Source organism: Caulobacter sp. GW821-FHT09H08, assembly GCF_059415885.1.
Genome location: NZ_JBWKOC010000004.1, coordinates 369,623 through 389,109 on the forward strand (window position 1 = coordinate 369,623; position 19,487 = coordinate 389,109).

The following is a 19,487-nucleotide window of genomic DNA, read 5'->3' on the forward strand; positions in this document are numbered from 1 at the left end:
AGACCGCTTCCCCTATCGGTTCCGATAGCTTGCGCGCCCGCCCCGCGCTTTCGCAAGTTTCCCCGACGATGTCGGCGGGAGGAATCTGCGGATGGATCTGGAACTGTCGGCGGACGACCTGGCCTTTCGCGACACGGTGCGCGGCTTTCTCGGCGCGAACCTGACGCCAACGCTGCGCGAGGCCGGCCGGCGGATGACCAGCGTCTTCTGCGACAAGGTCCACAGCCTGGCCTGGCAGCGCATCCTGCACGCTCGGGGCTGGGCGGCGCCGACCTGGCCGATCGAGTACGGCGGCCCCGGCTGGACCGACATCCAACGCCACGTCTTCTTCGCCGAATGCGCCCGCGCCGGCGCGCCGAACCTCGCGCCGATGGGACTGCGGATGGTGGCGCCCGCGATCATGACGTTCGGCACGCCGGAGCAGAAGGCCCGCTACCTGCCCCGCATCCTGTCGGGCGAGGACTATTGGTGCCAGGGCTATTCCGAGCCGGGTTCGGGCTCCGACCTCGCCTCCCTGCAGATGCGCGCGACGCCGGACGGCGACGACTATGTCCTCAACGGCTCGAAGATCTGGACCACCCATGCCCACTGGGCCAGCCACATGTTCTGCCTGGTCCGCACCTCGACCGAGGGCAAGCCGCAGGCCGGCATCACCTTCCTGCTGATCGAGATGGACCGGCCTGGGATCAAGGTCGATCCGATCGTCACCCTGGCCGGCGAGCACGAGGTCAACCAGGTGTTCTTCGACGATGTCCGCACGCCGCAGGCCGATCGGCTGGGCGCGGAGAACCAGGGCTGGACCGTTGCCAAGCACCTGCTGGAATTCGAGCGCGGCGGCGGCTACGCGGCCGGTCTGCAGGCGGGGCTCGAGCGCCTGCGTGGCGTCGTCCAAGCAGAGGACCTGCTGGACGATCCCCACTATCGCCGCCGCCTGGCCGAGGCCGAGATCGGCGCCCTGGCCATCGACATCACCGAGCGCCGGGTGCTGAGCGCCCTGGCCGCCGGCGGCAAGCCGGGGCCGGCGTCATCGATCCTGAAACTCCAGGGCTCCGAGCAACTCCAGCGCCTGGACGAAGCGGGCGTCGACGCCCTGGCGACCTACGTCGCCCCGCACCAGCCCAAGGCCCGCGAGGCCGGCTCGAACGAGACCCCCGTCGGCCCCGAACACGGCCTGACGACCATGGCTCGCTACCTGAACAATCGCGCCGCCTCGATCTATGGCGGCTCCAACGAGATCCAGCGCGACATCATCGCCAAGCTAGTGCTGGGGCTGTAGGGCCGTCCTCGCCCTTCGACAGGCTCAGGGTGAGGACGAATGCCGGCGCCGTATCAGGAGAAACCTCACCCTGAGCTTGTCGAAGGGCGAAGTTTCGCCCCCCTCCCCTATCATTTCCGATAGCTTGTTACGCGAAGCCCCTCCCCGCACGCTCCCGTCAAAGCTCGCACCCAATGTAGGCGCGACCAGAGGGAGGTAAGAACGGATGCCGGGATCTAATCGCCTGATCTTGACCCTGAGCGTGTCGGCGCTCGCCTTGGCCATGGCGGCGCCCGCCCTGGCGCAGAGCCAGCCGCAGCCGAAGCCGGAAGAGACCCTGACCATCGACACCCTGGTGGTCACGGCCCAGCGCCGCGAGGAGACCGCCAACAGCGTCGGCATGCCGATCCAGGCGTTCAGCGGCGAGGCCCTGCAGCAGCTGCGGGTCACCGATCCCAAGGACCTCTCGACCGTCGCGCCCAGCTTCACGGTCAGCCAGAGCTATCAGGGCGTGCCGACCTATACGCTGCGCGGCATCGGCTTCAACACCATCAACCTGTCGGCCACCTCGACCGTCGGCACCTATTGGGACGAAGTCGCCTACGCCTATCCGTTCATGAACACCGGCCCGGTCTTCGACCTGGAGCGGGTGGAGGTGCTGAAGGGTCCGCAAGGCACGCTCTACGGCCGCAACACCACCGCCGGCCTGATCGACTTCGTGACCGCCAAGCCGACCGAAGAGTTCGAGGGCTCGCTGACCGCCGAGGCCGGGAACTACAAGACCTACAACCTCGAAGGCGTGGTCAGCGGCGCCCTGGGTCCGCGCGTGCGGGGCCGGGCGGCCTTCCGCATGGAGAACAGCGACAAGGGCTGGCAGATCTCCAACAGCCGCGGCGAGCGCCAGGGCAAGGTCGATCGCGACGGCTGGCGTCTGTCGCTGGCCATGCAGCCGACCGACACGGTCGAGGTCGAGGCCAGCTATTCCGGCTGGGCCAACAAGTCCGACACCGTGGCGGCCCAGGGCATCGGCTTCACGCCCGCGACCGCCGCCAGTCCGTTCAACGCGCCGGGCATCGTCAGCTACATCGCCGCCAACGCCCCGACCAAGGCCAGCCAGGCCGACTGGGCGCCGCTGTCCGTGCGCGGCGTCGATGTCGGGATCGGCCTGGGCATCAAGGACCCTCTGCGCGAGAACGACCAGTTCCACGCCGGCAAGCTGCGGGTGAGCTGGGATCTCTCCGACAATGTCCGCATGGTCTCGCTGACCAGCCTGAACCGCCTGACCCGCAAGGCCGTCTTCGACTGGAGCGGCGCGCCCTACGAGGTGCTGATCCAGAAGGCCCACGGCGACATCAAGTCGGCCGCCGAGGAGCTGCATTTCGAGGGCCGCACCGACAAGGGTTCGTGGCTGGTCGGGGCCTATGTCGCCCGCGACAAGATCTATGACAGCAACCGCACCCTGCTGGGCCAGAACGCCAATGTCGGCACGATCCGCTTCTACGGCGCGTCCCTGCTGGCCACGCCGTTCAACAGCGGCGGCTACACCGCCCTGCAGATGAGCCAGGCGTTCCGCACCTATGAAGACGTCGGCAATATCGAGACCAAGACCTGGAGCGTCTTCGCCAATGCCGACCACGCCCTGACCGAAACGCTGAAACTGACCCTGGGCGTCCGCTACAGCCAGGACAAGCAGGACTATGTCGGCTGCTCGCGCGACTCTGGCGGCTCGATGCTGCCCAACGTCAATGTCGTCAACCGCTACCTGTTCTCCGCCGCCTACGGCCTCGTCGCGCCGATCACCCAAGGCGGGTGCAACACCTTCGATCCGGCCAAGAAGAGCTTCGGCTTCGTGTCCTCGACCCTGGACGAGGACAACATCGCCTGGCGCGCCGCCCTGGACTGGCAGGCGGCCGAGAACGTCCTGGTGTTCGGTTCGATCTCGCGAGGCGCCAAGGCCGGCGCCACGCCGATCAACGCCGCCAACATCTCGACCCAGAACGCCCCGGCGAACCAGGAACTGCTGACCGCCTACGAGGTCGGGGTGAAGGCCGGGCTGTTCGACCGCCGCGTCCAGGCCAACCTCAGCGCCTTCTACTACGACTACAAGGACAAGCAGCTGTCGGTGTACTTCGCCGACCCGATCTATACGGCCCTCTCGCGGCTGGCCAACGTGCCCAAGGGCGAGGCCCACGGGCTGGACGGCGACATCACCTGGCGCGCCACGCGGGCCCTGACCCTGATCGCCTCGGCCACCTGGCTGCACACCGAGGTGAAGGGCTACACCGGCATCAACTCGGCCGGGAAGTCGCAGAGCTTCGACGGCGCCGAGTTCCTCTACAGTCCGAAATTCCAGGGCGGCCTGACGGCCCTGTTCAAGCAGCCGATCGGCGATGACCTGGAGCTGAACGCGGCCCTGAACGGCCGCTGGCAGGCCAAGTCGCACGCCGACCTGGAGGCCAACCCGCTGTTCGTCATCGACAGCTACGGCCTGCTCAACGCCAGCATCGGCGTCTCCTCGCCGAGCAAGGGCTGGGACCTGTCGGTCTGGGGCCGCAACATCACCAACGAATATTATTGGAGCGCCGTCAGCAGCAACGCCAACGTCGTGGTCCGTTTCCCGGGCAAGCCGACGACCTACGGGGCGTCGCTGACCTGGAAATTCTAGTCCGAGTTCGAGTTCCCAATCTCGGTAACCTGGAGCGCGACGTCCCCACGTCGCGCTCCTTCTTTATGTGCGGGTCCGCAGCAGGATCTTCGAGCGCGCCTCAAGACCCAGCAGGGTGAAGAGCACCAGGAAGGCGAAGACCAGCAGCAGCAGCGACAGGCGGTGCGCCTCGCCCCACTCCAGCGCCTCGACCAGGCGGTAGATCTCGGTCGACAGCACCGTGGTCTCGCCGGGGATATTGCCGCCCAGCATCATCACCACCCCGAACTCCCCGACCGTGTGGGCGAAGGTCAGGATGGCGGCGGCGACATAGCCCGGCAGGGCCAGCGGCAGGGCCACCCGCCAGAAGCTCTGCCAGCGCGAGGCGCCCAGGCAGGCCGCGGCTTCAAGCGGCTCGTTACCAATGGCCAGGAAGGCGTTGCGCAGCGGCTGCACCGCGAACGGCAGGGAGTAGATCAGCGAGCCGATCACCAGGCCCTCGAAGGTGAAGGCCAGAGTGCGGATCCCGAACGGATGCAGCAGCGCCATTAGCGGGCTCTTCGGGCCCAGGGCGATCAGCAGGTAGAAGCCCAGCACGGTCGGCGGCAGCACGATCGGCAAGGCGACCAGCGCCGTGACCGGCGTCCGCAGGCTCGAACGCCCGCGCGCCAGCCACCAGGACAGCGGCGTGGCCAGGACCAGCAGCAGGATCGTGGTGATCCCCGCCAGCTTGGCCGTCAGCCACAGGACTTCCGTCATGGATTAGCGAACCTCGTAGCCGTAGCGCTTGATGATCGCCTTGGCCTCGCCGCTCTTCAAGAACTTCAGGAAGGCCTTGGCGGCCTCGCTGTCCTCGCCGGTCTTCAGGAGGACCGCCTGCTGCTCGATGGGCGTGTGGTTCGAAGCCGGCACGACCCAGCGCGAACCGCCCTGCTCGTTGATCACCTGCGACAGCGCCACGAAGCCCAGCTCGGCCGCGCCGGTCTGGACGTACTGGTAGGCCTGGGTGATCGACGAGCCCGTGACGATCTTGGGCTTCAGCGTGTCGTAGAGCTTCAGCTTGGTCAGGGTCTCGACCGCCGCCACGCCATAGGGCGCGGCCTTGGGGTCGGCGATGGACAGCTTCTCGAACTTGCTGGCGGCGAGCACCTTGCCCTTCCCGTCGACGAGGCGCGGCGTCTTGCTGAACAGCACCAGGCGGCCCGTGGCGTAGGTGAAGCGCGAACCCGGAACCGCCAGGCCCTCGGCTTCGGCCTTCTGCGGACGCTCGACGTCGGCCGACAGGAAAACCTCGAACGGCGCGCCGTTGGCGATCTGGGTGTAGAACTGGCCCGACGAGCCGAAGCTCAGCGTCGCGTCATGGCCCGTCTTGACCTTGAACTTGGCGGCGATCTCCTTGGCCGCTTCCGTGAAGTTGGCGGCCACGGCCACCTTGGTCTCGCCGGCGAAGGCGGCTCCGCCCAGCATCAACGACAAGGCGCCGGAAAGCGCGGCGATCAGCATCGGACGACGGGCGATCATCTGGTAATCCTAGTGAACGGCTGCGGTTATGCAGATCGACTACATAACGATGAAATCGAGACCCGACCAGTGAGTGAAGACGCCGACTTCAGCGCCTCCCTGATCCTCAAGCGCGGCGGCCTGGCCCGCGTGGGGCTGGAGCGCATCGCCCTGCTGGAAGCCGTCGCCCACCTGGGCTCGATCAGCGCCGCCGCCAAGCAGGTTGGGCTGTCGTACAAGGGCGCCTGGGACGGGGTGCAGGCGCTGAACAATCTGTTCGACGCGCCGCTGGTCAGCGCCGCGCCCGGCGGCAAGAGCGGCGGGGCGGCCCGGGTCACCCCGCGCGGCCAGGCGGTGATCCGCGCCTTCCGCGCCGCCGAGCGCGAGGTCGGTGCGGCCTTCGCGCGGCTGGAGGCGGACCTCTCCGGCGACGCCGACCTGCTCTGGAGCCTGGGCCTGCGCACCAGCGCCCGCAATGCTCTGCGCGGGGTGGTCACGGCGGTCGAGGGCGACGGCGTCACGGCGGTCGTCACCCTGTCGCTGGGCGAGGGGCTGAGCCTGCGCTCTTCCATCACCCAGCGCAGCATCGAGGATCTGGGCCTGACGGTCGGACGTCCCGCCGTGGCGCTGATCAAGTCCAGCTTCGTGCGGCTTGGTGAGGGTGACGGCGACAATCGCCTGGCCGGCGAGATCGTCGATCGCGAGGCCGGCGAGACTTCGGCCGAGGTGACGATCGCGCTCGCGGCGGGGAAGAGCCTGGTGGCGACCTTGAAGCCGGGTGACGTGGCGTGGGGATTGCCTGTGGGCGCAAAGGTGGACGCGTGGATTGCGGCGTCCGATGTGATCCTGGCGGTCGACTAGGGAGGACCGAAACCTCGCCCTTCGACAGGCTCAGGGTGAGGTTTCTAATGCAGCGCCTAAAGTCGTCCTCACCCTGAGCTTGTCGAAGGGCGAGGACGGGCCACGGCCCTAGGCGATCGTCCTCAGGCCCGCCCGTAGCGCGTCCGGCCCACCGTCCAGTTCCTCATCCAGCTTGCCGTGCTCACGGGTCCAGATCGGCAGGGCTTGCGCCAGCACCGCCCGCCCGTCCGGTGTCAGGCTCAGCACCCGGGCGCGGCCGTCCTTGGGGTCGGGCGCGATGGCCAGCAGACCCCGACGCTCCAGCGGCTTCAGCGCCGCCGTCAGGGTGGTGCGATCCATCGCGAGCAGGTTCGCGACCCCGCCCAGCCCCGCCGGCTCGGGCCGGTTCAGTGACATCAACAGCGAGAACTGGCCGTTGGTCAGCCCCACCGGGCGCAGGGCCTCGTCGAAGCGCCGGGCCAGGGCCCGGGCGGCGCGCTGGACATGCAGGCACAGGCACGTATCGCGGACATGCAGCGTGGTTTCGAAGGGAATCGCCACGGGCTTTGACATATCCAAGTTATGTTGATATCAACGTAAAAAGTCAAGTCGAAGTTGCTCAGCTTACGGAGGATGTGATGTCGCAGGCCCCAGAAAAGCATGCGGTGGTTTCCCGCGCGGACTGGCTGGAGGCGCGCCGCGCCCTTCTGCTGAAGGAGAAGGCCCACACCCGCGCCCGCGACGCCCTGAACGCCGAGCGCATGGCCCTGCCCTGGGTCCAGCTGGACAAGGACTATGTCTTCGACACCCCGACCGGGAAGAAGACCCTGACCGACCTCTTCGAGGGCCGCAGCCAGCTCTTGATCTACCACTTCATGCTGGGTCCGGACTGGGAGGCGGGCTGCCCCGGCTGCTCGTTCATGGCCGACCATTTCGACGGGATGCTGGCGCACCTGAACCACCACGACGTCACCCTGGTCGCCGTGGCGCGCGCACCGCTCGACAAGATCGCCGCCTACAAGCGCCGCATGGGCTGGCATTTCCCGTGGGTGTCGGCGTTCGAGAGTGACTTCAACACCGACTTCCGCGTCTCGTTCTCGGCCGACGAGCTGGCCGGCGAGACCATCAACTACAACTTCATCGACCTGCCGGCCTCGCAGGGGCACGACGAGCTGCCCGGCCTGTCGGCCTTCTATCGCGATGCGGACGGCCAGGTGTTCCACACCTATTCGACCTTCGCTCGCGGCGCCGAGGAACTGCTGGGCACGCTGATGATCCTCGACCGCGCGCCGCTGGGCCGCAACGAGGCGGGCGGCATGGACTGGGTCCGCCGCCACGACGAGTACGAGGACGCTCCGAAAGCCGCCTGCTGCGGTGCCGCCGCCTGACGTCATGATCCGGTCCTGGAGCGCCTTCGTCGAGACGCTGCCCGCGTCCAAATCCAGCCTCGCGCCCGAGGCTCACGCCAAGCCCCATGGGAGACCCGCATGGCCAACGACTTCTGCTGGTTCGAGCTCGTCACGACCGACGCCAACGCCGCCGGCGACTTCTACGCCAAGGTGATCGGCTGGAGGACCGAGATGTCCTCGGGTCCGGCCGGTCCGTACACGATCTTCAAGGCGCCCGGCGACATCCACGTCGGCGGCATGCTGGAGATGCAAGGCGCGCCGCCAGGCTGGCTGGGCTACATCGCCGTCGATGACGTGGACGCCTTCACCGCGAAGGTCGAGGTCGCCGGCGGCCAGGTCCACAAGGCGCCGCAGGACATCCCGAACGTCGGCCGCTTTTCCGTCGTCGCCGACCCGCAGGGCGCGATGTTCGTGCTGTTCAGGGGCGCGCTGGACCAGGCCCCGCCCCGTCCCGCGCCGATGTCGCCCGGCTCGCTGGGTTGGTCGGAGCTGCACGCCGCCGACTGGGAGAAGGCCTTCGACTTCTATTCGGGCCTGTTCGGCTGGACGAAGCACGACACCGTGCCGATGGGCGAGATGGGCGTCTACCAGACCTTCGGCCTGGAGCAGGCGTTCGGCGGCCTGTACAGCGACACCCAGTCGGGACTGGGCCCTCACTGGCTCTATTACTTCGGCGTCGACGGCGTGGACTCGGCCGTCGAGCGGGTGAAGGCCAATGGCGGCGAGGTCCTGATGGGCCCGCACGAGGTCCCCGGCGGCGCCTTCGTGGTCAACGCCAAGGATCCGCAGGGCGGCTACTTCGCCTTCCTCGGGATGCGCGGCTAGCGCTTGGTGCGGCCAAGACCCGAGGCCTTGGCCATCGCGCTGCGGCGGTCACGGTACTCCGGCGCCGTCATCGGATAGTCGTCCGGCAGGCCGTAGCGGACGCGATAGGCCGCCTCGGTCAGGCCATGACGATGCAGGTGGCGGCGCAGGGTCTTGTAGGCCTTGCCGTCCACGAAGCTCACCAGCGCGTCGGGACGGATGCTGCGTCGGATCTGGGCCGAGCTCGGCAGGGTCGACGGCCGCACGGGCGACGACGGCCGAGGCGGCTTGGCCGCGTCGTCCAGCACATCGTGCACGGTGCGGATCAGCACCGGCAGTTCCGCGCTCTCCAGCTGGTGGGCCGAGACATAGGCGCTGATGATCCGGGCGGTCAGGCCCAGGGTGGGCGTGGCGGGATGGTCCATGGCGTCGTTCCCCAGCGGCGGCGATGACCCTGCCTTAGCCGCACCGGAAAATTGGAACGCGGGGAATATTGCGTCGCATGCCCAATGCGACGAACCCCGCCGCCTTAACGACGGGGACGCACTCGCCACTGGGCCACCGTCTGCCCCCACAGGTCGACGACGTGATCCTCGAACGGCGGCGGCAGCTTGCCCCGTCCGCCATTGGTCGAGCCCAGGCGCTGGGCGACCTTCTGCGAGGGCGTGTTCTCCGGGTCGATGCAGTGGATGACCTCCGTCCAGCCGAGGTAGTCGAAGACCCAGTCCAGTGTGGCCTCGGCGGCCTCGACCGCGTAGCCCTGGCCCCAGGCCGAAGGATGCAGACCCCAGCCGACCTCGTTCCCCGGCCAGCCGTCGGGGCGCCACGGGCCGATGCGGCCCAGCCATTGGCCGCTCTCCTTCTCAATCACCGAGAACATGCCGAAACCGTTCAGCGCCCAGGACCCGGCCATGGTCGCCATGAACCGCCAGGCCACCGCGCGGGGCTGCTGACCGCCGATGAAGCGCGAGGCGACGGGGTCGGCCATCATCTCCGCCCAGCCGTCCAGGTCGGCGTCGGCGGGCGGACGCAGGATCAGGCGCTGCGTCTCCAGCGTGGGTCCCGGCGCGACGTTCATGGCCCTCTCCTCTTTAGCCGACGCACTCCGCCAGGCCGTCGCGGCGCACCGTCCCCGAGGCCCTGCCGATCTTCTTGCTGCGCTTGGCGACGTACTTGCCCGGCTTGACCACCTTCCACTTCAGCGGGCTGGGCAGGATGGCCGCCAGGCGCGAGGCCTGGGCCTGGGTCAGCTTGTCGGCGCCGACGCCGAAATAGCGCCGCGAGGCCGACTCGGCCCCGTAGATGCCCGGGCCGTACTCGATGGAGTTCAGATACACCTCCATGATCCGCTTCTTGCCCCAGAGCGTCTCGATCAGGACCGTGAACCAGGCCTCCAGCCCTTTGCGGACGTAGCTGCGGCCCGGCCACAGGAAGACGTTCTTGGCCGTCTGCTGGCTGATCGTGGAGCCGCCCCGGATCTTCCGGCCCGTTTCGTTGTTGGCGTAGGCCTTCTGCAGGGCGTCGAAGTCGAAGCCGCGGTGGTCGCAGAACTTGGCGTCCTCGGCGGCGATCAGGGCGCGCGGCAGGGCCGTCGAGACCTTGTCGATCGAGATCCAGCGGTGATCGAGGCCCTTTCCCTCGACGGCGCGGATCACCATCAGCGGCGTCACCGGCGGCGGCAGGAAGCGGTAGATGATCACCGCCACGACTGGCCCCGCCACCAGCACGATGAACAGAGCCAGCGCGATGTTCCGCAAAAGCCGCCGCACGAAGCCCCCGATACCCTTGTCTTGACGCTGCGGACGGATGCTAACCAGAGCCATCGCCGCTGTCGCGGGATAAGAGCAGGGAGCTTTCGATGGACGTGATCGACGCCGTCAACCGCCGCATGTCGGTGCGCGCCTTCAAGCCCGATCCGGTCGACGGCGGCCTGATCCGCGAGCTCCTCGAGGCCGCCGCCCGCGCCCCGTCCGGCGGCAATCTCCAGCCCTGGCGGGTGCAGGTCGTAGCGGGCGAGCCGCTGGAAAAGCTGAAGGCGACCATGCTGGCCCGCGTCGCCGCGCCCGATCCCATCGAATATGACGTCTATCCCGCCAATCTGTGGGAGCCACTGCGCAGCCGCCGCTTCCAGGTCGGCGAGGACCTCTACGGAGCGCTAGGCATCCCGCGCGAGGACAAGCTGGCCCGCCTGCAGTGGTTCTCGACCAACGGCCAGGGCTTCGGGGCGCCGGTGCAGCTGTTCTTCTCGATCGACCGCCGCTGCGGCCCGCCGCAATGGAGCGACGTCGGCATGCTGATGCAGACCTTCATGCTGCTGGCCGTCGAGCGCGGCCTGGACACCTGCCCGCAGGAGTTCTGGTCGCACTACAACAAGATCGTCGACGACCATGTCGGCCTGCCCGAAGGCCACATGCTGTTCTCCGGCATGGCCCTGGGCTATCGCGACGAGGCCGCACCGGTGAACAACTTCCGCAGCCAGCGGGCGCCGTTCGAGGAGTGGGGGGAGTTGAAGGGGTTCTGAGGCGCTTGGGGCGACATCCTCGTCCTTCGACAGGCTCAGGATGAGGTGTCTTTATCGCCGCGCTCTCACGGCCTCACCCTGAGCCTGTCGAAGGGCGAGGACGCGGCAATGAGCCAGCCGGCTACCCCGCGAACTGCCGCGGCCCGCTGATGTCCGGGATTTCCACCACCCCGGCCTCGCCGTCCTCGTCGCCCCAGGCGAAGAACTTGCCGTCGGCGCTGACCGACAGGGCGCTGATCGAGGCGCCCTTCTCGGCCTTCACGGTCTCGATGCGGCCGTTGCGCATGTGGGCGGCCCAGATCTTGCCGTTGTCCTGGGCGGCCAGGCAGACCGGGTGCGTGTCGATGCCCGCCACGCGGACGACCATCGAATCGCGGGAAAAGCCGATCTCGGCCGCTTCCTTGCCCATCGGGCCGTTGGCGCCGGCGAACGGCCAGATGACCGCGCCCGAGGCGCCGGCCGTGGCCAGCAGGTTGCCCTTGTCGAAGAAGGCCACGCTCTTGATCTTGGAGGGGTAGCCGCCCATCCGCATGTCCTTGCTGTCCGACAGGCGCCAGCCGTGCAGCTGGTTCTCCTGCATCGACGAGATCAGGAACTTGCCGTCCGGGCTGAAGGCGGCGGCGATGTGGCTGCCGGCCCATTTCAGCAGGGTCGGCTTCTGGTCGGCGATGCGCGCGTACCAGAGATAGGCCCCGCCGTAGGAAACCGAGGCCAGGCGCCGGCCCTTGGGCTCGAAGGCCAGGCCCGACACCGTCTTCTCGTGCGCGAAGGTCCTGGCGAAGGCCGGGTCGGCGACGTCGCGGACGTGGACGTCCTTGCCGGCCGTGAAGGCGACCAGGCCCGAGGCGGCGCTGGCGGCGACATGCTCGATCCAGCGGCCCTTCACCTCGGCGATCAGCGTGGCGGCGACCTCTGCCCCTTTGGAACCAGAGTCGATTCGGCTCCAGACGACCTTGCCGTCATCGCCACCGGTGACGACGCCATTGCCGCTGGGATGGACGGCCGCAGCCAGGACCGCGCCGTCATGGGCCTCGACCGTGACGAATCCCTCCTCGGTCTGCAGGCGAACCGTGCCGTCGCCCAGGGCGAACATGGCGCGGCCGGAGCGGTCAAAGAGGGCGTCGGTGACGAAGGCGTCGAAAGAAAAGATCATGCGCGCGAGATAAGGCGCCGGACCCGCCACGACCAGACTCTTTCAATAACCCCGCCTCCACGGCGCGTTTCGCGCCGTGCGCGAACCCTGACCCCACAAGGCGCCTGTTCGAACGGCGTTCGGCAAAAAAGACTCGAAAAGGGGTTGCCATTGCGATGCGTCGTCGGGCTTTACTTCCGCGCCCGTCTGCGCCAGACGTGGCCAGGTAACGACATTTCAGGCGCGCCCCGAGCGGCGCGACCTTCTGGGAGACAGTCAGGCTATGGCGGCTAAACTTGCTGGCGGCGGCGGTGGCCGTTATTCGCTGGGCCAGAATTCCGAAATCAACGTCACGCCCTTCGTGGACATTCTGCTGGTTCTGCTGATCATCTTCATGGTCGCCGTGCCGATGGCCGTGACCTCTATCAAGATCGATCTGCCGCCGGCCTCGCCGCCGCCGCCGAACGCTCCGAAGCCGAAGGAACCGGTCTTCATCTCGATCCAGAAGTCGGGCGCGATCTTCATCGCCGACAAGCAGACCAGCTTGGACAACCTGGAAATCGACCTGAACGCCAAGTTCGCGGCCACCGGTCAAGCCGGTCCGAAGGACGAACAGCGCGTCATGATCCGCGCCGACGCCGACGTGCTGTACGCCGACTTCATGGGCGTCCTGAACCAGCTGCAGACCTCGGGCTGGTTCAAGGTCGGTCTGATCAACGAAGACCTGCACTAAGCAACTTCGACGATCGAAAAAATCAGGGGCCGGGCGGAAACGTCCGGCCCCTTTTTCGTGCCCGCAAGTTCCGACTTTACAATTGTAGAAACGAGCGCAATCTACATCTGTAACTTCGCAACGAGAAAGGGATGCAGGCCATGGCGGCGAAACTCTCGGGCGGCGGCGGACGCCATGCGATCCGCCAGAACGCGGACATCAACGTCACGCCCTTCGTGGACATCCTGCTGGTGCTGCTGGTGATCTTCATGGTCGCCGTGCCGACGGCCGTGACCTCGCTGAAGGTCGATTTGCCGCCGCCGTCATTCGACAAGCCGACGACCAAGCCGGTCGTCATCACGATCCAGAACTCGGGCGCGCTGTTCCTGGCGGGCCAGGCGACCAGGCTGGATGCGCTGTCCGGCGATCTGAACGCCCGCTTCATCGCCGATGGCCAGGCCGGCCCGCGCGGCGAGCAGCGGGTGATGATCAGCGGCCAGGCCGACGTGCCCTACGAGACCTTCATGGCCGTCATCAACGAACTGCACGACCAAGGCTGGACCAGGGTCGGGATCGTCAACGAGGACCTGCACTAATCCCCTTCTCCCCTTGCGGGAGAAGGTGCCAGCAAAGCTGACGGATGAGGGGTCGCACAAACGAAAACCGCCGCGACTAGCCGAAAGGCCGGTCGCGGCGGTCCTGTCTTTCAACCCCTCACCCGGCCCTGCGGGCCACCCTCTCCCGCAAGGGAGAGGGAAAATCGGTAATTAGGCCGCCGTCGACTCGAAGCCCGCGCGCAGCTCGGCTTCGTCCAGGTCGCGGCCGATGAAGACCATGCGGCTATAGCGCTTGTCCTTGTCGGTCCACTCGCGCTGGAAATCGCCTTCCAGGATCATGTGCACGGCCTGAAAGACGAGACGCTTGTTCTCGCCCTTCACGTCGATGATGCCCTTGGCGCGCAGGATGTCCGGGCCACGCTTGGCCAGGAGGTCGTTCAGCCAGGCGGTGATCTTCTGGCCGTCGACGGGCTTGTCCAGCGTCAGGGAGATGCCCTTCACGCCGTCGTCGTGGATCGCGCTGGCGTGACCGTGGTCATGAGCGTGGTCGTGCCCATGGCCGTGATCGTGGTCATGATGGTGATGGTCGTGACCGCAGTGCTCGTCGTGAACGTGCCCATGGTCATGGTCGTGATGGTGGTGGTCGTGGCCGCAGTGCTCGTCGTGCACGTGGCCGGCCTCGCCGTGGGCCGGGTTCAGGAACGACGGCTCCAGCTCGGTGATCCGCTCCAGGTCGAAGCTGTGCTTGCCCAGGATCGCGTCCAGCGGGACGTTCGAACGCTGGGCGCGGTGGATCGGGGCCAGCGGGTTGATGCGGCGGATGCGCGACTCGACGTGGCGCAGGTCGTCTTCCGAGACCAGGTCGGTCTTGTTCAGCACGATCTGGTCGGCGAAGGCGATCTGCTCGACGGCCTCCTTGCTGTCCGAGAGGCGCAGCATGATGTGCTTGGCGTCGACCACGGCGGTGACCGAATCCAGGGCCGTGCGCGCCTTGACGTCGTCGTCGACGAAGAAGGTCTGGGCCACCGGGCCCGGATCGGCCAGGCCGGTCGTCTCGACGATGATGGCGTCGAAGCCGCCCTTGCGCTTCATCAGGCCCTGGAGGACGCGGATCAGGTCGCCGCGCACCGTGCAGCAGACGCAGCCGTTGTTCATCTCGAACACTTCTTCGTCGGCGCCGACCACCAGGTCGTTGTCGATGCCGACCTCGCCGAACTCGTTGACGATCACGGCGTACTTCTTGCCGTGCTCCTCGGTGAGGATGCGGTTCAGCAGCGTGGTCTTGCCGGCGCCGAGATAGCCGGTCAGCACGGTGACGGGGATCTTGCCGGAAACGGGAGAAGCTTGGGTCATGGCCGCTATTTAGGAGCCTCGGGCCGCGAGCGGAAGCCGCTTACGTCTTGAAGAATGCTACCGCCAGGCCGACCAGCACCAGGGCCACGCCCAGGATGGTCTCCTCGTAGCGCTCGACCCAGTGCAGGCCCAGGCGCTTGAAACCGGCCAGGGAGAGGCTGGTGAAGATCAACATGCCGGCCGAGGTGGCGGCCATCAGCACCGCGCTCAGCACCAGGAACGCTTGCCAGCCGTGCTCCATGCCGGCCAGGTAATAAGGCAGGAACGCCTCGCAGGGCGACAGGGTCAGCAGGGTGACCAGGGCGAAGATCGCCGCGCGGTCCGAGGCGTAGACCCGCCGCCCGGCCTCGGGCAGGGCGTGGTTGTGACGGCCGCGCACGATATAGAAGACACCGACGGCGACCATCAGGCCGCCCACGATCCAGTGGAACAGGCCGCCCAGCGACGGCTGTAGCGCCAGGCCGGCGACCACCAGGCCCAGGCCCAGGGCGATGGTCAGGCCGACGTGGCCCAGGCCCGCCAGCAGGGTCACGCCCAGCGTCCGCCCGGTCGACCATTTCTGCGCGCGCCCGACCAGCACGAACGGCAGCCAATGCGTGGGCAAGGCCGCGTGCAGGAAGGCCACGGCGAAGCCGGTGGCGGCGATCGAGGCGAAGAAGGTCGAGTTCACGAGACGGCATATAGCGTGTTATAAAGTAACACACCAGGGGGTTCCGAGGGTCTCGCGACGTTTCGCGACACGAGGCCGCGGATTCCTCCCCAACGGCGTTGACTCTCAGGCTCTCGGCTGTATAAGTCGCGCCCTCTTCGCCCGCCGGGTTTCCGAGCGGGCGATCCCTATTTTGCGAACGCACGTTTTTAAGGCGCTAACCTATGTACGCGGTGATCAAAACCGGCGGCAAGCAGTACCGGGTTCAAGCCGGCGACCTGCTGGTTGTCGAAAAGCTCGAAGGTGAACCCGGCGCTGCCGTGGCCTTCGGTGAAGTCCTGATGCTTGGCGAAGGCGAGGCCGTGACGGTCGGCGCCCCCACCGTGGACGGCGCTGTCGTCTCCGGGACCCTTATCGAAACCCGCAAGGGTGAGAAGGTGAAGATCTTCAAGAAGATCCGTCGCCAGGGCTACCGCCGCACCCGCGGTCACCGCCAGCTGGAAACCGTCGTGCGCGTCACGTCGGTCGCCGGCGCCGGCAAGGAAGCCACGTGGGAAGGTACGATTGACCTGACCCCGAAGGTCATCCTGAACGCCCGCGCGCGTGGCCTCGGCGACGCCGCTGTCCCGTTCTCGATCCCGACCGGCGTCGAAGCTGCTCCGGCCGCTCCGAAGAAGGCCGCCAAGGCTCCGAAGGCTGCTGAAGCCGCCGCCGAGCCGGCTGCTGAAGCCGCCCCGAAGAAGAAGGCCGCCCCTAAGAAGGCAGCCGCCAAGACGGAGGAAGGCGAAGCCTAACGGCGACGCCTTCTAAAGGTAGGAGAGCACAATGGCTCACAAGAAATCTGGCGGCTCGTCGAGCAACGGTCGCGACTCAGAATCGAAGCGCCTTGGCGTGAAGAAGTTCGGCGGCGAGAAGGTTCTCGCTGGCAACATCCTCGTGCGTCAACGCGGCACGAAGTTCTATCCGGGCACGAATGTCGGCATCGGCAAGGACCACACCCTCTTTGCCCTCGTGCAAGGTGCCGTGGGCTTCGTGACCAAGAAGCATAACCGCACGTACGTGACGGTAACTCCGGCCGCTCAACCGGCCGAGTAAGCACGAACCAGAGTTTTTCAGGATCGTGCTTCTCTTGAAGAAGACGATCCGGACAGACGATCTCTAGCGGGGAGTCCGGAACGCCGGGCTCCCCGCTTTTGTTTTGTCTCGCCGCCATCTTGAACCAGCTTCGCCATGGCGGCGTCACGGTCCCCACAGAGAAGGACCGGGAGAACTCTGGGAGGCGCCGATGTGCGTCATTGAAGAAAGACCCGTCATCGAAACCCAGCGGCTGACGCTGCGCGTTCCGGCCAAGGCCGACGTCGAACGCGTGGCGGCCTTCTGCGTCGATCATGACGTCGCGCGCATGACCACGCGCATGCCCTCGCCCTACACCCGCGGTCACGCCGAGGACTTCGTGGCCCGTTGCGGCACGCAGGACCGCGCACGCGACAACACCTTCGCGGTCGAACTGGCCGACGAGGGCCTGATCGGGGTCGTGGGCCTGTTCACCAACCCCGATGGTCCGGTCGAGATGGGCTACTGGATCGGCCGCCCCTACTGGGGTCGCGGCTATGCCACCGAGGCGACCAAGGCCGCGCTCGACTGGGCCCGCAACGCCTGGAAGAAGCGCTACGTCACCGCTGGCCATTTCGCCGACAACGAGGCCTCGGGCCGGGTGCTGGTCAAGGCCGGCTTCCTCTACACCGGGGTCGTCGAGGACAAGCCCTCGATCGCGCGCGGCAAGCCGGCGGCGACCCGGATGATGGTCTGGCTGGCCTAATTGAAGCTGTGCTGTAGAGAGAGGATCGCGGCCACGGGGAGCGCCGCGATCTTTTCTCGGAGCCGCCATGCGCCGCCTGGTCCTGAGCCTTCTTGCCGCCGCCGCCGTCCTGCCCGGCGTCGCCTCCGCCCAGGCCCCCAAGCCGCTCTATCGCGATCCCGTGTTCGACGGCGCGGCCGATGTCTCGATCGTCCGCGACAAGGCCGGCAAGCAGTGGAAGATGTTCTACACCGCCCGCCGCGCCAGCCTCAGTCTGGCCGATCCCAAGGACGTGGCCTGGGTCCACGAGACGGCGATCGGCGTGGCGACCTCCAAGGACGGCCTGTCGTGGCGCTATGAGGCGACGGCGAACATCCCGGCCGCCTGCACTGGCGCGACCCTGTGGGCGCCCGAGGTTTTCGTCGACGGCGGCCTCTATCACATGTGGCTGAGCGTGGTGCCGGGCACGTTCCATCGCTGGGGCGTGCCGGAAGCCACCGCCAAGATCGTGCACCTCACCAGCAAGGACCTGAAGGCCTGGACCTGCGCCGACACGCTGGACCTGGGCTCCGACCGGGTGATCGACGCCGGCGTCATCAAGAAGCCCGGCGGCGGCTACCGCCTGTGGTTCAAGGACGAGCGCGCCAACAGCCGGGTCTTCGCCGCCGACAGCGCGGACCTGAAGACCTGGACCCGCCAACCCGCGCCGATCGGCGACTTCGCGGCCGAGGGCCCCAAGGCGTTCTTCTTCCAGGGATCGTGGTGGATGATCGTCGACGGCTGGCGCGGCCTGATCGCGCTGAAATCCGACGACGCCCAGACCTGGACCCGTCAGGCGCGCCTGCTGCTGGACCGGCCGGGGAGCCGCCTGACCGACCTGGACCTCGGCCATCACGCCGACGTCCTCGTCAACAACGGCAAGGCCTATCTCTATTACTTCGTGCAGCAGGGCCACGAGTCGCAGGCCGACGCCGATCCGACCTGGAGCCAGCGTTCGGTGATCCAGGTCTCGGAGCTTTACGTGTCTTCGGACGGGACCCTGCGCACCGATCGCGACGCGATCGTGCGCACGCCGCTGAAGTAAATTGCCCCGCCTCCCTAGGCCTTGTGCCTAGGGCCCATCGTTCAGCGGGCGTTGAGTCGAGCAAATTGCGCGCCCACACTGGCGGCGCACTCAACTGACCGCGGACCAAGCCGCGCCATGGGTCCTCGCCACAAGGGCGAGGAAGGCAGTGATTTTTGCTGCGAGTTAGAGCTTGGAGTGAATTACGCCGCGCGGTGGGTGTGGATCACCTTCTGCGGGCCTTCGCGGAAGCGCTTCTCGGCCGTCAGGATCCGTTCGCACAGGGCGTCCAGGTCGCTGAGCAGCGAGTAGGTCGCGTAGATGGGAATCTCCATCAGCGCCACCTGGGCCCGCGGCATGAACTCCGTGTACTTCTTCCAGGACACGTGGTTGTCGCGGGCCGCCATGGCCCGCTGGCCCAGTGGGTTCCACAGGTCCAGGTCCATCAGCTCGTCGCGGCACTGCTTCATGACCGGCAGGGCGATGTAGAGGAACAGGAACGTCGGGGTGGCGGCGCGGCCGAACTGCGGCTGCACCTGCAGGTGCCAGATGCGATAGGCCTCGAAGAAGCCCGCCTTGCGCGCCGGGTCCGGCGGCAGCCAGGTGGCCTGGTCGTTGATCAGTTCGTTGGCGGCGGCCGAGCGCTTGACCAGTTCGTCGGCGTTGGTGCCGGCCGGCATGGTCTTGGACAGGGCCGCGACCGGAATGGCCAGCTTCTTGGCGACGTCGGTGAAGGCCACCTGCTTGCCGGCCATGGGCGTGAACTGGCCGAACGACGGGGCGCCGGGCTTGCTGGCGCGCGTCACCGCGGCGTTCTTGTGCATCAGCAGCTGTTCTTCACGCTGCTTTTCCGCGCGCAGGCGGTCGAATTCGGCTTCGTGGGCGGCCTGCTCCTCGGCGGTCATCCACTTGGCGCGGCCGGGACCGTAGGTGCGCTCATAGCGATTCAGCAGGATCAGGCTGTGGTCGGTCGACGGCTTGACCCCGACTTCGGAGACGAACGTCTTGAAATCGCGCCATTGCGGCGCGATGCCGGTGCCCCGGCCGATCAACATGTTGCGGTGTACGCCCGCCTCGACGCTATACTTGCGGCAGAGGTCCTGCATCGAGAGATCCTTCAGGTCCCTCGTCAGTTCCACGCCGCGTTCTTCTGCCGTCGCCAAGGTGAGCCTCCCGATCCGCCAAGGAGAAATGGCGGTTTTGCTGGCAAGACACTTTGTCGCACTATGTGCTTTAACAATTCGTCACAG

General features: G+C 67.2%; 22 protein-coding genes and 1 pseudogene. 13 read left to right on the plus strand and 10 right to left on the minus strand.

Annotation, left to right across the window (positions count from 1 at the left end):
* Positions 1 to 91 precede the first annotated feature (91 nt).
* Both AC07NN_RS16230 and AC07NN_RS16235 read left to right on the plus strand, forming a co-directional pair.
* Entirely contained in the window at positions 92 to 1,276 is a 1,185-nt protein-coding gene (locus AC07NN_RS16230) for an acyl-CoA dehydrogenase family protein (protein ID WP_494642965.1), read from the plus strand.
* A gap of 205 nt (positions 1,277 to 1,481) precedes the next feature.
* Positions 1,482 to 3,920: a TonB-dependent receptor gene (locus AC07NN_RS16235; protein ID WP_494642967.1), complete on the plus strand. Its 2,439-nt coding sequence runs from the start codon at positions 1,482 to 1,484 to the stop codon at positions 3,918 to 3,920.
* 63 nt (positions 3,921 to 3,983) lie between these two features.
* Here the strand turns inward: AC07NN_RS16235 and modB are convergent, their stop codons facing one another.
* Together modB and modA are read right to left on the minus strand one after the other, a co-directional pair.
* Positions 3,984 to 4,658: a molybdate ABC transporter permease subunit gene (modB, locus tag AC07NN_RS16240; RefSeq protein WP_494642969.1), complete on the minus strand. Its 675-nt coding sequence runs from the start codon at positions 4,656 to 4,658 to the stop codon at positions 3,984 to 3,986.
* A 3-nt stretch (positions 4,659 to 4,661) separates the two neighbouring features.
* Positions 4,662 to 5,420 (minus strand): molybdate ABC transporter substrate-binding protein, encoded by a 759-nt coding sequence (modA, locus tag AC07NN_RS16245; protein WP_494642971.1) that lies wholly within the window; start codon positions 5,418 to 5,420, stop codon positions 4,662 to 4,664.
* Positions 5,421 to 5,489: 69 nt separating this feature from the next.
* Between modA and AC07NN_RS16250 the strand changes: the two genes are divergently transcribed.
* Positions 5,490 to 6,260 (plus strand): TOBE domain-containing protein, encoded by a 771-nt coding sequence (locus AC07NN_RS16250; protein ID WP_494642973.1) that lies wholly within the window; start codon positions 5,490 to 5,492, stop codon positions 6,258 to 6,260.
* A 108-nt stretch (positions 6,261 to 6,368) separates the two neighbouring features.
* On the opposite strand, the gene AC07NN_RS16255 is transcribed toward AC07NN_RS16250, so the two are convergent.
* Positions 6,369 to 6,800 (minus strand): MarR family winged helix-turn-helix transcriptional regulator, encoded by a 432-nt coding sequence (locus tag AC07NN_RS16255; protein ID WP_494642975.1) that lies wholly within the window; start codon positions 6,798 to 6,800, stop codon positions 6,369 to 6,371.
* Positions 6,801 to 6,877: 77 nt separating this feature from the next.
* Here AC07NN_RS16255 and AC07NN_RS16260 point away from each other — a divergent pair, with 77 nt between their 5' ends.
* Together AC07NN_RS16260 and AC07NN_RS16265 are read left to right on the plus strand one after the other, a co-directional pair.
* Entirely contained in the window at positions 6,878 to 7,627 is a 750-nt protein-coding gene (locus tag AC07NN_RS16260) for a DUF899 domain-containing protein (RefSeq protein ID WP_494642977.1), read from the plus strand.
* Positions 7,628 to 7,726: 99 nt separating this feature from the next.
* A complete protein-coding gene (locus AC07NN_RS16265; RefSeq protein WP_494642979.1) occupies positions 7,727 to 8,473 on the plus strand; it encodes a VOC family protein in 747 nt (248 codons plus the stop codon).
* Here the strand turns inward: AC07NN_RS16265 and AC07NN_RS16270 are convergent.
* From AC07NN_RS16270 to mtgA, 3 genes are all read right to left on the minus strand, one after another.
* Positions 8,470 to 8,877, minus strand: coding sequence for a Ros/MucR family transcriptional regulator (locus AC07NN_RS16270; protein WP_494642981.1), 408 nt, complete (start codon positions 8,875 to 8,877; stop codon positions 8,470 to 8,472). The two genes, AC07NN_RS16265 and AC07NN_RS16270, sit on opposite strands and share 4 nt — an antisense overlap.
* Before the next feature lie 104 nt (positions 8,878 to 8,981).
* Positions 8,982 to 9,530 carry a GNAT family N-acetyltransferase gene (locus tag AC07NN_RS16275; protein WP_494642984.1) on the minus strand — a complete coding sequence of 183 codons (549 nt, stop codon included), beginning with the start codon at positions 9,528 to 9,530 and terminating at the stop codon, positions 8,982 to 8,984.
* A 13-nt stretch (positions 9,531 to 9,543) separates the two neighbouring features.
* On the minus strand, positions 9,544 to 10,233 hold the full coding sequence (mtgA, locus tag AC07NN_RS16280; RefSeq protein WP_494644000.1) for a monofunctional biosynthetic peptidoglycan transglycosylase: 690 nt from the start codon (positions 10,231 to 10,233) through the stop codon (positions 9,544 to 9,546).
* A gap of 77 nt (positions 10,234 to 10,310) precedes the next feature.
* Between mtgA and AC07NN_RS16285 the strand changes: the two genes are divergently transcribed.
* A complete protein-coding gene (locus AC07NN_RS16285; RefSeq protein ID WP_494642988.1) occupies positions 10,311 to 10,973 on the plus strand; it encodes a nitroreductase in 663 nt (220 codons plus the stop codon).
* A gap of 15 nt (positions 10,974 to 10,988) precedes the next feature.
* Positions 10,989 to 11,077: pseudogene (locus AC07NN_RS16290) on the plus strand (hypothetical protein); the annotation flags it as partial.
* A 17-nt stretch (positions 11,078 to 11,094) separates the two neighbouring features.
* Here the strand turns inward: AC07NN_RS16290 and AC07NN_RS16295 are convergent.
* Positions 11,095 to 12,126, minus strand: coding sequence for a WD40 repeat domain-containing protein (locus tag AC07NN_RS16295; RefSeq protein WP_494642991.1), 1,032 nt, complete (start codon positions 12,124 to 12,126; stop codon positions 11,095 to 11,097).
* A 262-nt stretch (positions 12,127 to 12,388) separates the two neighbouring features.
* Here AC07NN_RS16295 and AC07NN_RS16300 point away from each other — a divergent pair, with 262 nt between their 5' ends.
* Positions 12,389 to 12,838, plus strand: coding sequence for a biopolymer transporter ExbD (locus AC07NN_RS16300; protein WP_494642993.1), 450 nt, complete (start codon positions 12,389 to 12,391; stop codon positions 12,836 to 12,838).
* Between the two features lie 140 nt (positions 12,839 to 12,978).
* Positions 12,979 to 13,413 (plus strand): biopolymer transporter ExbD, encoded by a 435-nt coding sequence (locus tag AC07NN_RS16305; protein ID WP_494642995.1) that lies wholly within the window; start codon positions 12,979 to 12,981, stop codon positions 13,411 to 13,413.
* A gap of 171 nt (positions 13,414 to 13,584) precedes the next feature.
* Here the strand turns inward: AC07NN_RS16305 and AC07NN_RS16310 are convergent, their stop codons facing one another.
* The gene (locus AC07NN_RS16310; RefSeq protein WP_494642997.1) at positions 13,585 to 14,727 is read right to left on the minus strand and encodes a CobW family GTP-binding protein; all 1,143 of its coding nucleotides are present in this window, start codon (positions 14,725 to 14,727) and stop codon (positions 13,585 to 13,587) included.
* Positions 14,728 to 14,767: 40 nt separating this feature from the next.
* The gene (locus AC07NN_RS16315; protein WP_494642999.1) at positions 14,768 to 15,397 is read right to left on the minus strand and encodes a hypothetical protein; all 630 of its coding nucleotides are present in this window, start codon (positions 15,395 to 15,397) and stop codon (positions 14,768 to 14,770) included.
* Positions 15,398 to 15,600: 203 nt separating this feature from the next.
* Here AC07NN_RS16315 and rplU point away from each other — a divergent pair, with 203 nt between their 5' ends.
* The 4 genes from rplU (at position 15,601) to AC07NN_RS16335 (ending at position 18,258) form a co-directional block, all read left to right on the plus strand.
* Positions 15,601 to 16,170, plus strand: a complete 570-nt coding sequence (gene rplU / locus AC07NN_RS16320) for a 50S ribosomal protein L21 (RefSeq protein ID WP_494643001.1) — start codon at positions 15,601 to 15,603, stop codon at positions 16,168 to 16,170.
* A 31-nt stretch (positions 16,171 to 16,201) separates the two neighbouring features.
* On the plus strand, positions 16,202 to 16,471 hold the full coding sequence (rpmA, locus tag AC07NN_RS16325) for a 50S ribosomal protein L27 (protein WP_096052697.1): 270 nt from the start codon (positions 16,202 to 16,204) through the stop codon (positions 16,469 to 16,471).
* Between the two features lie 190 nt (positions 16,472 to 16,661).
* A complete protein-coding gene (locus AC07NN_RS16330) occupies positions 16,662 to 17,195 on the plus strand; it encodes a GNAT family N-acetyltransferase (protein ID WP_494643004.1) in 534 nt (177 codons plus the stop codon).
* A gap of 67 nt (positions 17,196 to 17,262) precedes the next feature.
* Positions 17,263 to 18,258 carry a glycoside hydrolase family 43 gene (locus AC07NN_RS16335; RefSeq protein WP_494643006.1) on the plus strand — a complete coding sequence of 332 codons (996 nt, stop codon included), beginning with the start codon at positions 17,263 to 17,265 and terminating at the stop codon, positions 18,256 to 18,258.
* 182 nt (positions 18,259 to 18,440) lie between these two features.
* Here AC07NN_RS16335 and AC07NN_RS16340 read toward each other — a convergent pair whose 3' ends face one another.
* Positions 18,441 to 19,343, minus strand: coding sequence for a hypothetical protein (locus tag AC07NN_RS16340; RefSeq protein WP_494644005.1), 903 nt, complete (start codon positions 19,341 to 19,343; stop codon positions 18,441 to 18,443).
* Positions 19,344 to 19,487 lie beyond the last annotated feature (144 nt).